Annotated in this window: 6 protein-coding genes; 2 read left to right on the top strand and 4 right to left on the bottom strand. The window is 50.1% G+C overall.

Annotated features, from left to right (window positions below; all coding sequences use genetic code 11):
- A partial coding sequence (locus KDD36_11260; protein MCB0397226.1) for a transposase occupies positions 1-394 on the top strand: 394 nt, incomplete at its 5' end.
- A gap of 1 nt (position 395) precedes the next feature.
- On the opposite strand, the gene KDD36_11255 is transcribed toward KDD36_11260, so the two are convergent.
- The 4 genes from KDD36_11255 to KDD36_11240 all read right to left on the bottom strand — a co-directional run bounded on the left by KDD36_11255 (position 396) and on the right by KDD36_11240 (position 12,847).
- Positions 396-773, bottom strand: coding sequence for a hypothetical protein (locus KDD36_11255; protein MCB0397225.1), 378 nt, complete (start codon positions 771-773; stop codon positions 396-398).
- A gap of 192 nt (positions 774-965) precedes the next feature.
- Positions 966-2,492, bottom strand: a complete 1,527-nt coding sequence (locus tag KDD36_11250) for a trypsin-like peptidase domain-containing protein (GenBank protein MCB0397224.1) — start codon at positions 2,490-2,492, stop codon at positions 966-968.
- Positions 2,485-3,090, bottom strand: coding sequence for a hypothetical protein (locus KDD36_11245; protein ID MCB0397223.1), 606 nt, complete (start codon positions 3,088-3,090; stop codon positions 2,485-2,487). Before KDD36_11245 ends, KDD36_11250 begins: the two co-directional genes overlap by 8 nt.
- Positions 3,091-3,160: 70 nt before the next feature.
- The gene (locus KDD36_11240) at positions 3,161-12,847 is read right to left on the bottom strand and encodes a T9SS type A sorting domain-containing protein (protein ID MCB0397222.1); all 9,687 of its coding nucleotides are present in this window, start codon (positions 12,845-12,847) and stop codon (positions 3,161-3,163) included.
- An 898-nt stretch (positions 12,848-13,745) separates the two neighbouring features.
- Here KDD36_11240 and KDD36_11235 point away from each other — a divergent pair.
- The coding region (locus tag KDD36_11235) for a PKD domain-containing protein (GenBank protein MCB0397221.1) at positions 13,746-16,522 on the top strand (2,777 nt) is incomplete at its 3' end.

Genomic DNA, 16,522 nt, shown 5'->3' with positions numbered 1-16,522 from the left:
CAAAACCACACAGTCTCTCAAAGTGCTCAGCGATAATGGCCCGTGCTACATTGCCAAAGACCTGGCTGAGTTCTTCCAGGACAGGGAGATCAAGCACGTACGCGGAAGAGTCCGTCATCCGCAGACCCAGGGAAAGATCGAACGCTGGCATCAGTCCATGAAGAACGTGATCAAGCTGGACAACTATTATTCACCCGATGAATTGCGCCAGGCGCTGGCTGAATTTATCCGATACTACAACAACCGCAGGTACCATGAATCACTGGAAAATCTCACGCCTGCCGACGTATTTTTCGGCAGGGATAAACAGATCCTGGCCAGACGAAAACAAACCAAAGAAAGAACCATGAAACAAAGAAGAAAATTCCACCGTCAACAAATGTTAAATCTATGACTTAAATTAGATCGCCTTTTGTCCGGATTTGTTTTAAGACGCACAGGAGCCGGTGATGCCCCCCATTGATCAACCAGTATACGGTCAGCACGACCAGGATAACAAACAGGGAGACCCAAAGATTGTATTTCCGTCTGAACCGTGAGAAGAAGTACAGGACGATCAGCACTGCGGTTGAGACCACACTGAACACGCGAAGCGACCAGGGAAATGATTCTATGAAATTGAATATGCCGCTGACCAGAGAAAATACGAAAGCACAGAAATGAAGAGCATTAAAATTTACCTCTTCAAGACTTCTTTCGTTTTGGTCCCTGTCTGACCGGGAGCGAACAAGCGCATCCAGCCACGCCAGCGGGTCATTAAAACTTTGGCTCATAAGTAATCACCTCCTACCCAGGACATGCCACCTGGTGCTCAATTGTGTTGCGAAAGTCGAAATATGGTATTATCCATATATAAACTTACTTGTAATTCGTGTTAAATTTTAATCGAATGAACGGGGATACGCCACCTGGAAAATTTGGTTTTGATAAGTTATTAACACCTTGTCGGGTGATGGCGTCAAACATCACCACTGGTTGGGATTGTAGTTGTTGGAAAATCCGGTCATATGCGCGCCAAGAAGGAGTTGTGTAAATAATGTATACCGTTCACAGGTTAGAGTGCATTCATTGTGCACACCACTTTGATTGCATTGTCCATAGCTCACACAAGTTTGAAGTGCCAGTTTGTAATCATTTGTATTGTTCTGATCCAGGGCAGCTGCGCCTATAAATGTATCATCCCTGCCCATCAAAGTCTGAAACGAATACGTGATGGGTTGTACCTGAGCCATGCCCCATTGATCATAATAACTCTGATAGCCTGTGTAAGCCATTCTGTGTGCTGCCGTTCCTCCCCATAGGATTACCGGTTCCGTATAGCTGTAGGTCATATCCTGTTCATATGAAAGTGTGCCACCGTCCAACTGAACTATCAGAGCTTGAAACAGATCTGCATTCGGTGAGAATTTTGCCAAAAGGTCCGGATTTGTGCTTGTTACCTTTTGTGCCCAAACTACAAAGGCCATATTCTGCGCTGCAAATTCTCCGACCAGAAGCCCATTCTCAACGGTCTCAAGGTGCATTCCTTCAGGAACACAGATTACGGCACCGCTATACAAATCTTCATAGATATCGTATCTGAATTGCGCATAATTACTTAAGGTATGAGCGCTGAATGTATTCACCAGTTGCACCAGTGTGGTGGGATCATCCACGGTTTGCCACATCTCCTCGATCGTGCGTGTTTTGGTTTTTACAAACCGGAAGTCTTCGTAGTTCACCACTTCCCACTCATCCTCTTCAATCACATAATCCGCGGAAAAAGTGGCGGTGTTACCACTTCCGCATGACGTGGCTGACTGGGCTGGTTCCAGTGAACGTTCCAGGTCGTTGATGCGGGATGCAGGGATGCCCCAGCTGATGGAGCTGGCGCCGCGATCCAGACCGCCATCCGCAATCCCGACCAGTTTGCCGCTCAGGTCCACAATGGGTGACCCGGAAAATCCGGGCAACAGGGTGCCATCCAGGTAAAGAATGTCGATGGCAGGGTCGGGAGATTTACATTGGTTCAGGGCTGTCTTGAGGCTGGCAGACAAGAGGCCCTCAAGTTTGTTATTTCTGGAAAAGCCCAGGCGAAGGGAGCGGTCGATGATGTTGTTGAGGTTGCCATCTCCGTTGTAGCCGATTGTGTATAAATCGGAATGAAGGGCAGGGCTCCCGTTGACGGTTGAGAGAATGGGGGAGGAAGCGGATGCTTCGCGGTCCATTTCCAGCAACACGAGGTCATGTGCTTTGAGTACTTTCCTGACGCGGGCCGTACGTACACCATCATGCAGGGTGATCTTCACGGTGCGGTGGTCGCCAATGAGGTGAAGGGTCGTAACGATCCAGTTGCGCTGTTTCCACAAGAAGCCCGTGCCGATTTTTCCACCGCTTTCCACACGCACGATCGACTTCTGGATCTGGTTGACCAGCGTGGCGGAAGGCTGGGCAACGGCAACGGACATGGATGCTGTTGCAAGAATAAGAAACAGCGCGCGTAGTTTATTCATGGCACAGGCATGATTGAATGAGGGCCAGGGCTTTCTTTCGGTCGTTGGGGTTGATGTCTGTCACGCCTTTCGCCGCTACGGCCCAAACACCGCCCATGACTTTCCAGGCGTTGATTTGTTCTTCCACGGAATAGCTTACATACCCATCAGCCTCATCGCACTTTTCCTGAGAAACATACTTGCTAAACAAGACACTCGTTCCCGCTTTGGGGTCGGGTTTCATGTCTTTGTCCACCTCATGGTTTTTTGGCAGAATGCCCAGTCGCTGGTATGCAACGAACTGGCGTGCATCATCAATGGTGTAACTGCTGTCCTGAGTCCACATCCTGATGTCTTCTTCTACAGTTGGAGAAAATATGCTGTTGGCTCTTATGTACAGCCCGACCAGTGCCATGACCGTACAGCTTACACCGAAGGCACCTACGCGAAGGGCCTGATGAACCGGATCGGTTTGTTCCTTTAGTCCGAGTAATACCAGAAGTGCTGAGGTAAGGGCACCCACTACAACGGCTACTGTTCCGGACACAGACATGCCCATTAACAGACCCAGCAGGGCACCTATACCAATACCGCCAAAAATGGCAACGCTGTTTTTCATGACCCTCCGTAAAAAAATGAGCCGTAAATGTAGGGAATTTACGCGTAAATGGCGGAGAGACTGAAGATGGTTATTCTACAATGATCTTCCGGTGCAGGACCCGATTTTCAGAGGCAACGGTAACGATATAAATGCCCGGTGGGATGCGACCTTCAAGTGAAAGAATGGAAATGATCCGTCCTGATGAGTCATTGGTCAGCTTCCGTGAATACATCTGTTTGCCGAAAATATCGAAGATAACCAGTTTGGTTTCCACTAAATCTTTGAGACCCTCGGCTGAGACATACAGCTCTTCGCTGCCTTTGACAGGATTAGGAAAAATATTCAGTTGGGAATCATCTACCAAGTCACTTGGGTTTGTAACATATATCGCTACCGGATCAAACTGTTTGGAATGTCCGTCGTAGTCGGTTTGCCTCAGGCGGTAATATGAAATTCCCTGATAGGGTTTCGGATCAGTAAGTTGGTACACACGCAAAGTACTGCTGTTTCCGGATGCTTTCACAGTGTCCAGTCGTTCGAAATGGATGCCGTCTCTGGAACGCTCAATGGTAAAGAAATCGTTATTAATTTCTGTTGCTGTGATCCATTTAAGATCAACCACCATTTCGTTCAGTCTGGCATCGAATTCAATGAGTTCAACGGGAAGCACTTCACCTGCAAATCCGCCGGACACGTCACTGAAAGAAGTGACACCATTCCATGTAAGGGTGTTGGTTCCGGTGGCTACTGATCCGCCATCTGTCCACGCACCGCTGGAATATTTCATGGGTTTGATATTGCCTTCGGTGCCATTGACATCCGCATCGGTGTATATGTAAGACATATCATAACTAATGTCGCCGGCGCCACCGTCACAACCGCCGTTGCATGAAATACCCGACGGTGTTACAGTCCAGTACCGGGAGATATAATCATTTGTGCCATTCATCTGAGGGTGCTTGGCATCGCGAAGGTTGACAGAAACAAAGGCGCCACCGGCCAGCGTAGCATCATTCAGGGTGAAGGTAAACGGAGAGTAATCATTCACATCACCTAGTGGAAATGTTATGGCAGCAGCAGGCACAGCGCCATAGAGTTTATTGATTTCTCCCACACCATCTGCCTGGACGTAGCTTGTTGAGCTGCCATTGGTGATGGTACCGGTCGATGAAATGGTGGCGTCAAAGGCTCCCAGATCGAGATTGCCGGAAGACATGTCTAAGGTGCCGTTGATGCTGATGTTTCGGAGTAACTTTACATAGCCGGATGGTTTGTTAATAGTCAGGTTATAGAACGTTTGAGCACTGCTGGCTGTTAAGTTTTGAGTTCCGGTTCCGTCAAAAATCACCTCTCCTGCTTGCGCTGTAAAAGTCCCGCTGTTGTTCCACTTGCCTCCAATATTTATAGTGTAATCACTTCCCGAAGCGTCGAGAGTAATTCCACTGTCGGTAAGCTGCAGGTCGTTGTCCACGTCAATATTGCCACACAATGTTTTAGTTCCTGAACCACTCAAGGTCAGGTTGTAATAGGTCAGCGGCGCCACACATTGGTCACCGGTCGCGCTATATTTTACCGTACCCGTACCTGCATTAAAGGTACCACTATTTGATATGGTGCCATTGTCAATAGATAGGGTATAACTTCCCAGGTTCAGGGTGCCTGTTCCGTTGATGGTCAGATCCCCCAGCGTGGTATTGGCAGTGAGCGTAACCACGTCTCCGTTATCAACAATGGCAGATTGTCCTGAACCAGGTACGATACCTGCCAACCAGGTGCCTGCATTGTTAAAGTCCCCCGTGGTTTGCGAGATGTTTTGTACCACACCTATTGTTGCGTAATAACCAGCTCCGACATCAACCCCGGTAGCTTCGTAATCCGACCCGCTGACCAGCGACAAGGGATAGAAGGTTGGGCTGCCTGAAGTGAAGTCTCCGTCACCATCGGTATCGATGATCAGGGCATAGGAATTGAAACCACCGGGAAGCGCATCAAACGCGGAGATGTCTATCGTCACGGTTACGGTACCCACATTTCCGGTTTCATCGAATTTCCATTCCCGTGCAATACGTTCAACTGCTGCATTGGGCGATTCGGTCGCGGTCCAGCTTATATCATCCGCATTGTTATGGCCGAACATCAGATAGTCCCCGTCTCCCAGGCTACTGGCATTATTCACCAGGAACATGCCGGCGGATTGGGCGGCAATGTGCTGATTGGAACCATCTTCCCGGCCAATGCCCGCCGCTTCGTAGAAGTAGGCACCTTCTGTGTAAATGTCTGTGCCGGTGGTAAGCCCGTATTTCGCGGCGAGATAATTCTCAACAATAATCCGTTGTGCCGTATTCAATGGCGTGTTGTAAATGATGTATTCAGCTACATCTCCGTTGTAAGGCGTACTTCCGGCAGCTGCACCACCGATGGTGAAAACACCGGTGTTCGTTGTCACACTTTGCAACCCATCGGCATCGGAGCCTCGGGATGTGCCATCAATGTAAAGCTCACGACTCGCATCGTCGATACGGCCGATAAGGATATGTCCGGCGCCGTTGTTATAACTGCCATTATGAGTACTCCATGTATGTGCACTGTTTGCATCGTTTCTGGTAAGGAATCCTGCATAGCCCGCGGATGCGGCACCGGCGTTGGAATTGATGTCCAGACCGAACAGGGTGCTTGTTGCTGCATCGCGCTTCAGGGTAGATAGATAACCGCGCGCGGTTGATGAGGTTCTGAAGAGGGCAATGAGCGTAAGATCCTGCTGGCTGGCACCGATCAGGGCATTTGTGGCAGGACCGTTCAGAACGTCGTTGCTGCCATCAAAACGTACGACAGGAAAACCATTCAATACCGTATTCACCCATGTGGGTTGGTTGGCACCGGTTCCTTGGGTCAGGTCGTTCCCATTGCCTGACTGGTCGCTCCAGGTAGAAACCGGGCTTGCGGAAAGGTCATTGCCCCGGAGCCACAGCAGGTTGTTGTTAGCATCGCCCACGCCGCCCGGACCGATGTATCCATCGTTGTCATTGTCGGCAATGGTAAATGTATTGGTGGTATTTCCGCCCAGGGTAGCATCGGAAGGATTTGAAATGGTAACCGTAAAGGTTTCCGCCCCTTCCACAATCGCATCATCAATAACATTACCTGTAATGTTGGCTGTCTGATCGCCGGCAGGTATGGTAAGGGTACCGTCCAGAAGCAGGTAATCGGTTCCGCCACCAGTTGCCGAAACGTCGGATGCTGTGTAATCAACGGTCACATCCTGGCCGCTTGCGGCAGACAGACTTACCTCGATGCTGATGGTGCCGGAAGATTCGGAACCGCTCGTGGTGGTTGACGTGAATGCCACGGTAGGTTCGGAATCATTATCCTGAATGGTATATGTATAACTGGTATTTGTTGCTGCAAGGTTTCCGTTGGTTGGACTGATCAGTTGTATGATGATTGTTTCATCTGACTCATCCACACCATCATCATTGATCACAATATCAAAAGTACCGGTCGTGCTGGAGTTGTCACCCGGAATGGTAACCGTACCTGAAGACAAAGTGAAATCCGTGCCGCTGCCTGTTGCAGTACCTCCGGTTACCAGGTAGTCTACGGTAATATCCGATGAACTTGCCGAGGTGGCCTGAACGGTTAAAGTAACCGGTGTGACACTTTCATCTCCTGATGAACTCGAGGCAGTGAAATTGATCTTACGGGCATTATCATCGTCGTTAATGGTAAATGTATGTGCCGAGTTGGATCCGATAACCAGTCCGGATGATGGGTTGGATAGAGACAAGGTGATGGTCTCATCGGATTCAACTACAATATCATCTACCAGGGTAATGCTGATATTAGCCGATGTGTTTCCAGCGGTAATCGTTAATGTGCCATTGGCTAGCGTGTAATCTGTCCCGCTGCCGGTTGCCGTACCTCCGGTGACGGTGTAATCTACCGTAACAGAAGATTGGAGGGAATAGTTCAGTGATACCGGTATGAGCGCCGGACCATTGGGTTCAAAAGTGTTACTGATGGAACTTGTGAACTCGATAACCGGTCTTACGACGCCAATGGAGACATAGTCGTTGTCGGCTATATCCACACCGGTCACAGTGAAGTTCGAGCCACTGGTATAACTCATCTTGTATTTTGTAGCGCCACTGCTGAAGTTGCCATCCGCATCTACCAGGATCACATAAACAGAATAACCTGATGGCCTTGCCGGCAGCAGGGTGGTGTCAACCGTGATCGTCACAGTCCCCACGTCACCGGTCTCATCCAGTTTCCATTCCCTGGCCAGGCGCTGGATGTTGGTGCCTGCATCGGGTGCCTCTGTTGTTACCCAGCTTCCAACCGATGCGTTATCATGCCCGAACAGCAGGTAGTCTCCGTCTCCCAGTGAAGATGGACTGGAGAATTTCAGGATGCCAGCTGATTGGGCTGCTGTGTGTTTGTTGGAGGCATCCACCCGACCAATACCGGCCACTTCATTTTTATGAAGTGCTTCAAGACTGTACTTGTCGTTGGCAATGGCGATGTTGTATTTTGATGACAGGTAGTTTTCGACGATAATACGTTGTGCGCTGTTTAGCGCTTTTGTGTAGATGATGTATTCGGCGACGTCACCGGCATATGGCGTTCCACCGGAGGAGGTACCACCGATGGTGAATACACCCGTGTTATTGGAAACGCTTTGCAATCCGTTGGCATCCGAATCCCTGGATGTCCCGTCCATGAACAATTCACGGTTGGCGTCATCAATCCAGCCGGACAGAATATGGCCGTTGCCATCATTGTAACTGCCGTTATAATCCAACCAATAGTGGTTGGCATTGGCATCGTCCCGGCTGAGGAAGCCTGCCGATCCGACCGAGGTGGACCCATCATCGGAATTGATATCTACCGAAAGAAGCGAACTGGTTCCACCGTCCCTTTTCAACTGAGACAGGTATCCCCGCTGACTTGAAGTGGTCCTGTATGCCGTAAACAGAGTGATGTCCTGGATTGCTCCTCCCAACAATGCGTTGGAGGCAGGTCCGTTCAACACATCATCAGACCCGTCAAAGCGTATCACAGGTTTTCCGTTCATCACGCTGTTTACCCATGTAGGTTGATACCCACCTGTTCCCTGGCTCATGTCATTTCCGTTTCCGGATTGATCGGCCCATGAGGAAACCGGACTTGCGCTAAGATCATCTGCACGTAACCAAAGGACGTTGTCCTGTTCATCTCCGACTCCGCCGGGCCCTATAAAGCCAATTGCATTGTCGTTATCACTGATGGTATACGTGTTAACGGTATTTGCGCCTAAGGTGGCTCCTGTGGGGCCTGCGGAAAGTGTAACGGTGAAGGTTTCACCACCTTCTTCCGTAGCGTCATCCACAATCACGGGGCCAATATTTGCCAGGAAACTTCCGGCCGGAATGGTCAATGATCCATCCGCCAGATAATAGTCTGTATAACCTCCGGTGGCAGTTCCATCAGCAACGGTATAGCTTACCACCACATCCTGGCCTGAGGGAGCGGAAAGGCTTACCTCGATCACACCCGGACTCGTATCTTCCGAACCACTCGTGGTGGTGCTGGTAAATTGCACTACCGGAGGTGAATCATTGTCAGTGATGGTATAAGTGTACACCGTGTTGGTGGATGCCAGGTTGCCATTGATCGGGTTGGAAAGGGTGATGATGATGGTTTCGTCATCTTCATCCATGATATCTTCATTGATAGCGATGTCAAAAGTTGTGGTGGTGCTTACATTGTCGCCGGGGATCGTTGCCGTGCCGCTGGCGAGCGTATAGTCTGTGCCTGTTCCGGTAGCCGTACCTCCTGTGACTGCATAGTCAACGGTGATGTCGGAACTGCTTGCTGAGGTTGCCTGTATGGTCAGGGTAACCGTGTTTACGCTTTCGTCGCCACTGGAGGAACCTGCAGTGAAGTTAATCTTCCTGGCGTTATCGTCGTCGTTAATGGAAAATGTATGTCTGGTTTTGGTTCCGAGGTTAAGGCCTGATGATGGGTTGGATAAGTCAAGCACGATGGTTTCCGAGCTTTCAACCACAATGTCGTCGGTCAGGGGGATGTTGATATTCGCCCAGGTATTTCCTGCGGTGATGGTCACCGTGCCGTTGCTGAGGGTATAGTCCGTTCCGCCTCCTGTGGCCGTGCTGCTTGCATCAATGGTATAGTCTACCGTCACGGTAGATGCCAGAGCCATGTTCAATTCCACCTTCACGGTAGCTGGTCCGTTCGGTTCGAATTCCTGGGATGAGCTAAGGGTGAACTGGATCGTGGGTCGTTTGACTGCTATGGCGATGTAGTAATTGTCACTCACATTCACACCGTAGGCTTCAAAATTTGCACCCCCGGTATTTGTCATTTGATATTGGGTGGCTCCGCTGCTAAAATCTCCGTCCGCATCTACCAGAATAAAGTATTGAGAATAATTCGCAGGGCGTGCCGGAAGAAGAGTGGTGTCTACGGTAACGGTAATGGTTCCTACATCTCCCGTCTCATCCAGCACCCATTCTCTGGCAAGGCGTTGAATGTTGGTTCCGGAGTTAGGGGCTTCGGTGGTGGTCCATGCGGCTATGCTGCCGTTGTTATGTCCGAAAAGCAGGTATTCACCGTCACCCATTCCGGAGGGACTGGAAAGTTTCAGGATTTTGGCGGATTGTGCTGCGGTGTGTTCGTTGGATGCATCTTCACGACCAATACCGGCTACATCATAATGGTAAGATGCGTCATGGCTGAAGTAGTCATTGGGTACGGTAATGCCGTATTTTGAGGAGAGATAGTTTTCGACAATGATACGCTGGGCGCTGTTGATCGCCATCGTGTAAATGATATACTCAGCGACATCTCCGGTATAAGGCGTGCCTCCGGAAGAAGTGCCTCCAATTGTAAATGCGCCGGAGTTGCTGGAAATGCTCTGCATACCGTTCGCATCAGTTCCCCGTGAAGTTCCGTCAATGAACAGTTCGCGGTTGGCATCGTCAACCCAACCCATGAGTATGTGACCGTTACCATCATTATAACTGTTGCTGTGATCAAGCCAAAAGTGATTGGCATTGGCGTCATCACGTGTCAGGAATCCTGCGGATCCGGCCAGCGTTGATCCGTCGTCTGAATTGATGTCGATAGAGAAGAGGGAACTGGTGCTGCCGTCACGTTTGATTTGGGAAAGGTAGCCGCGGGAATTGGAAGCGGTACGAAATACGGTGATCACGGAAATATCCTCGATGGCACCTCCCAGCATGGTATTGGATGCTGTTCCGTCCAGCACATCATCACTGCCGTCGAACCGGATCACCGGCTTTCCATTGATCACCCCATCCACCCAGGTGGGTTGGTAGCCGGCGGTTCCCTGGCTCATGTCGTTGTTGTTGCCGGATTGATCTGACCACGCGGAAACCGGGCTTGCACTAAGTTCATCGGCTTCCAGCCAGAGCACGTTGTTGCTTGCATTACCAACTCCTCCGGGACCGATAAAGCCGATGTCATCGTTGTCGCCAATAGAATACGTATTGGTGGTTTGCGCGCCAAGGGTAGCACCTGTTGGGCCGGCGGCCAAGGTAACGGTAAATGTTTCCGCCGCCTCGATGGTGCCGTCATCAATAATGATGGGTGTGATATTCCCATAACTGCTTCCGGCGGGTATGGTCAGGGATCCGTCTGCCAGTGTATAATCTGTTCCGCTTCCGGTAGCTGTACCGTCAGCAACGGTGTATGCAACGATCACGTCCTGTCCGGAGATGGCGGATAAACTCACCTCGATGGCGCCTGGGCTGACAGCCTCTGAGGCACTGGTGGTAGCGAAGGAGAATTGCACCACGGGAGGGTCATCGTTGTCGTTGATGGTGTAGGTATAGGTGGTGTTTGTAGCGGCAAGGTTACAATTGCCGGGGTTTGACAGGGTGATGATAATGGTCTCATCGTCTTCATCAAGAAGGTCTTCGTTGATGGCGATATCCAGCGTTGTTGTTGTGGATGAATTGTCGCCGGGGATTGTTGCAGTTCCAGCGGCAAGTGTATAATCCACACCGGTTCCTGAAGCGGTACCGCCAGTTACCGTATAATCTATGGTAATATCGGAAGCACTGGGTGTTGCGCTTTGTATAGTAAGCGTGACCGGGTTCACGCTTTCATCTCCATTGGATGATCCGGCGGTGAAGTTTACTTTCCGGGGGTCATCGTCATCATGAATAATGTAGGTGAACTGCGTATTCGTTCCGAGTTCGGCATTGGCAGGTGCACTGAGGTCCAGGATGACTGTCTCATCTGTTTCAAGTGTGATATCATCATTCAGGGTAAGGGCGATATTCGCCGTTGTTGTACCCGCAGAGATCGTGATCGGACTGGCGGCAATGGTGAAGTCATCGCCGCCGCCTTCTGTGGCGGAACTTCCTCCGTTCACTGTAAATGTGGCGGAAGCATCGGTACTGATCTCATAGTTCAGGTTCACCGCAATATTTACAACACCGGCTGTTTCAAAGTCGTCATCTTCAGTGAGTGTGAACTCAATCACGGGCCTTACGATGGCAATGGTGATGTAGGAGTTATCGCCGACTTCCACACCGGAGGCCGTATAATAACTTCCTCCTGCAGGGCTCAGAAGGTACTCGGTAGCTCCTGAACTGAAGTCGCCGTCGTCATCGACCAATAAATAATATTCGGTGTATTCTGCTGGTAGTGCAGGAAGGAGGGTATTGTCAATGGTGATGTCCACAGCACCAACGTCACCGGTCTCGTTCAACATCCAGGCCCTGGCCAGACGTTGGATATTTGTTCCCGGATTGGGGGCCCCGGTTGTAGTCCATGTAGAAATATCTCCGTTGTCATGCCCGAAAAGGAGGAACTCACCATCATCAATATCATCGGGTGAAGTAAACTCCAGGATTCCGGCGGACTGTGCGTCCAGATGCAAATTTGATGCATCAACCTGTCCGATACCTGCCACTTCATAAGGGTGGGTCGCATCATTGGTGTAATAGTCATTGGCAATGGCAATGCCATATTTGGAGGAGAGGTAGTTTTCCACGATGATCCGTCTGGCCGTATTGAGGGCGATCTTGTACAGGATGTATTCCGCGACATCACCGGTGTAGGCGGTACCTCCGGCGGATGAGCCTCCAATGGTAAAAAGGCCACTGTTGGTTGATATGTTCTGCATGCCGTTGGCATCTGTACCCCGTGAGGTACCATCGATGAATAACTCCTTGTTGGCATTATCCACCCAACCTATCAGGATGTGGCCGCTGCCATCGTTGTAACCACCGTTAAATGTGATCCAGTTATGTGTGCTGTTTGCCTCATTCCGGGTGAGGAAGCCTGCATAGCCGGCTGCGGCTGATCCACCGTTTGAGTTGATGTCGATTGAATAGAGGGAACTGGTTCCAGCGTCCCGTTTTAATGCGGACAGGTAGCCCCGGGAGGAAGAAGAGGTACGGAAAACCGTGACGGTAGTGACATCTTCTGCTACCCCGCCCAATAAAGTGTTACTGGCGGGACCGTTCAATACATCGTTGCTGCCATCGAAGCGAACAACTGGCTTGCCGTTAATTATGTCTTCTACCCATGTGGGCTGATTGGCTCCGGTGCCCTGGGTCACATCATTTCCGTTTCCGGATTGATCGGACCAGGTGGAAACCGGGCTTGAACTAAGGTCCTCCGCCTTTAACCACAATACATTATTTGTGCTTGCTCCGACACCTCCGGGCCCGGTTTGAGCAAATAAGTAAGTAGAGTTCAGGATGCAGATAACTGCAGATATTATTATACGCCTATTCATCAAAATGTAACTGTTAATAAGAGCGGTTACCGAGGGATAACCTAATAGTATAGGTGTTTGTACGTAAATTGCTTGAAAGGTTTCATGCAAGCGGAGTAAGCAGAATCTGTTAGTGACAGGAAGTGGTGTGGTGGTCCGGAGATGATGAATGTTGGTCGATCGAAATGGAAGTTCCGGCGATATGTGTTTTTATGGCATTACAATTAAAATAGCGGTATCTGTTTAGTAATATGGATGAGAAACCAATTATGATGTCAATTGCCATAATGGCAATGTTGGTGAATGGTGGCTTTGGTTCTTCTTCCCGGTCGGGGTAATTTTTTAGCTGGCCTATGGTTTGGAAGAATTGGACGAAATGGAAGTGTTTGCTTATTTGGGATCATAAAATTAAGTTGCAACATGTTTGGGATACCGGGAAAAATGTGCTACATTAAAGGGTTGTAGTCATTTATCTGTCAGGACAATCATTTAAAATCAGAAGTATATTTTTATGAGGAAAGAGATCTGCGGGTGTAACCGAATCACAAAAATTACGTAGACAAAGTCGATTGGTGGCCGTTCTTCTAAAACCCAATGATATCAATGGATACACATTGCTTTTCCCTGAAAGGGGTAAAGGTGTGCTTTGTGATCCTTATGCGGTTTTGTAGGGTGTTCTTTATCAGGTATTCATAGGGAGTTGTTAAACTGCTGTTAGTGACCGCCGGGTAAATAACACGATTGGCTTAAAGTGATAATTGCTGCACGGATGAACCGTAAAAAGTAAACGATCAATTGAAAATTATTCGGGATTGTATAGCGATATGAAGGCATCAAGGAGAAAGGTATTTGATTATATTCGCGCCCGTTCACAGTGCCCGTGTTGGCAATATGTAAAAGGATCAGATAAAGGCCATTTATGACCTCTTACCCACATATCGGTTCCTCAGGGAAGTGGCGGCATGTCATCATTGTCGTTTTGTTGGCCGTGCTGGCTGTATTTCCGGCACGAGCCTCGCACATCATCGGTGGGGAGCTTTACTACGTGTGTAATAGCGGAGCTAACTACACCATTAACCTGAACGTTTACCGGGATTGCAATACTGGAGTTGCTCCTTTTGATAACCCGGCTGCAGTAGGTGTTTTCGACAAGAACAACAACCTTGTTCAGACGATCTATATCAACCTGGTGGGCAGCGGAACAACGCTTACTCCGGAGCTTCCCTCTCCATGCATTGAGGCACCTTCCGGGGTATGCGTTGCGGTAGCGGAGTATACGAAGAACGTCACATTGCCACCGATCCCCGGCGGCTATACCCTTGCCTACCAGCGTTGCTGCCGTAATGCGACGGTGAAGAATGTCAACAATCCGACCAACACCGGTGCCACTTTCACGACCACCATTCCCGATAAATCCAAGGCATCCTGCAACAGCAACCCTGTGTATGATGAATGGCCGCCTGTTTACCGTTGTGCAGGGATTGACCTGAGCATAGATCATTCTGCCACGGATGCCGATGGTGACTCATTGGTGTATTCATTGTGTACCCCCAATGCCGGAGCTTCCGAGCCATTCCCTAGGCCACAGCCACCGGGAAATCCGCCATACAGCGCATTGAACTGGAAGGCGGGTTACTCGCAGGCGAATATGATGAACGGTTCCCCGGCAGTGAGTGTAGATGCTGCCACGGGCCAGGTCACCGGTACGCCTGGTGGTGTTGGTCAGTATGTGATTGGCATATGTGTATCTGAATATCGGAATGGCATTTTCCTGAGCAGTACAACGCGGGACTTCCAGATCAACGTGGTGAACTGTCCGGCGGATGTGACGGCATCCGTGAGTTCGGGTACCAGCGATTGCGATGATCTGACCGTATCCTTCACCAACAATAGCAGCGGTGCTACCAGTTACCTGTGGGACTTCGGTGACCCGACCTCTACCAGTGATAACAGTACTTCGGCAAGCCCGACATGGGACTATCCCGAAGCAGGGACTTACAATGTTTCTCTCATTGCATACTCCGCCCTTGGCAATGCGTGTAACGATACACTTTCAAATTATGTAGCCACTGCAGACTCCTGTTTGCCATGTGACATGACGGCCAGTGCTGTCGTAAACAACGATGCCAACTGTTCGCCACCCGGGTGTGGCTGTAATGCCGGGATCAGTAAAAGTGGAGGTGTCCTGACCATATGGAAGTGGACCACCATCGGCGGGAATTGTGCTCAGATTGTATGGACTGTAACGTGCGCTCAATGTGCGACTCACGTTTATTATTATGCCGGTGGTTGTGGATTCTCTCCCAACGGGTTTTGCACCAACTCCTCCGTTTACTCTACCGGCCCGCTGGCTATTTCGTGCAACGGAACCAGCATCTTCTCATCCCCACCCAGTTCGTTAACTACTGATACCATATACACCACCGGCTTAGGCGATGCCACCGTAACCCCCACCGGCGGTGAAGCACCTTATACCTACTTATGGAGTGATGGCCAGACCAACGCAACAGCCACGGATCTGGATGCAGGCATTTACACCGTGACAGTCTATGACAACCAAATGTGTATGGCTACGGACTATGCCATGGTACAACAAGACGGGTCTAACTTTTCCCTTACGATGACCAAGGGCAATGAGAGTTCCTGCAGTGCCAATGACGGCTGGGGAAAGGCGCAACCCAGTACCGGAGGAACCTTCACCTACCTGTGGACGCCGGGTGGTGCAACCACGCAAACGGCCTCGAATCTTTCAGCCGGTACTTATTATGTGTTTGTAGATAAAAGTGGAACTTCATGTGATGAGGTAGGTACGGTAACTATCACTGAGTCCAATACCCTTGTCCTTACACCTGGTTCCAGCGATCTGGGTTGTTATGATGATGCCAGCGGAGAAGTGGAGGTAACACCTTCCGGTGGGTCAGGTCCCTATGATTATTTATGGTATCCCGGAGACTACACAGAAAGCGCTGTGTCGGGACTCGATGCGGGTACCTATTATGTGACGGTGACAGATAACGGTGGTTGTGAGCAGACGGAAGGGATAACCATCACTGAACCTGATGAAGTGGTTGCCACGATGAGTTCTACCGAAGAGACCTGTTACGGGGATGGAGATGGCAGCGCCACATGCTCTGCCGCTTCTACCGGCGTTGATAGTATCCTGCAGGTTTCAACCAGTTGTTACGACACTGAGTGGGCCGGTAACCAGGATGAGTACTACAGCATCTGGACGCCGTCAGGTTCGGGAACAGTGATGGTTACCAGGATATGGTACTATCAACATGACAATTCGCTGAGTGGCGCTGAGACGATCCAGATGGCGATGTACAATAATGGTGGTGGTTATACCAAGATCGCAGGTTCGGATGCGACCCTGACAGGCACAGGTGCCTCCGGGTGGATATCAGGTGCGGTGACCACGCCGTTCCAGATCACGCTGGGTAGTACGTATTGGATTGCTGTGACCTCGGCGGCTGCAACGTATGATGTGCCTCGTGATGAAAGTTCCAACTGCGGTAGTTACGCGCCCACTGGAACGGGGTCATATTTCCAAAGCGGCGGTTCTCTGGATGCGAGCGTTCCCACAGGTGCATCCCAATCAACCAGCCACTACATCATTCCGGGGATCACTTATGTGACCAATCCCACCTATACCTACCTTTGGTCCGATGGTCAGACCAATGCCACGGCAAGTAA

It is taken from the genome of Flavobacteriales bacterium (assembly GCA_020435415.1).
GTDB lineage: Bacteria > Bacteroidota > Bacteroidia > JACJYZ01 > JACJYZ01 > JACJYZ01.
Note: the sequence above shows the minus strand (reverse complement) of the source record. Positions and strands in the feature narration are given on the sequence as shown.

Bases quoted from the DNA above. Each gene is read 5' to 3' on its own strand.
- KDD36_11255 (MCB0397225.1), bottom strand. From the start codon at position 773: ATGAGCCAAAGTTTTAATGACCCGCTGGCGTGGCTGGATGCGCTTGTT.
- KDD36_11250 (MCB0397224.1), bottom strand. From the start codon at position 2,492: ATGAATAAACTACGCGCGCTGTTTCTTATTCTTGCAACAGCATCCATG.
- KDD36_11245 (MCB0397223.1), bottom strand. From the start codon at position 3,090: ATGAAAAACAGCGTTGCCATTTTTGGCGGTATTGGTATAGGTGCCCTG.
- KDD36_11240 (MCB0397222.1), bottom strand. From the start codon at position 12,847: ATGAATAGGCGTATAATAATATCTGCAGTTATCTGCATCCTGAACTCT.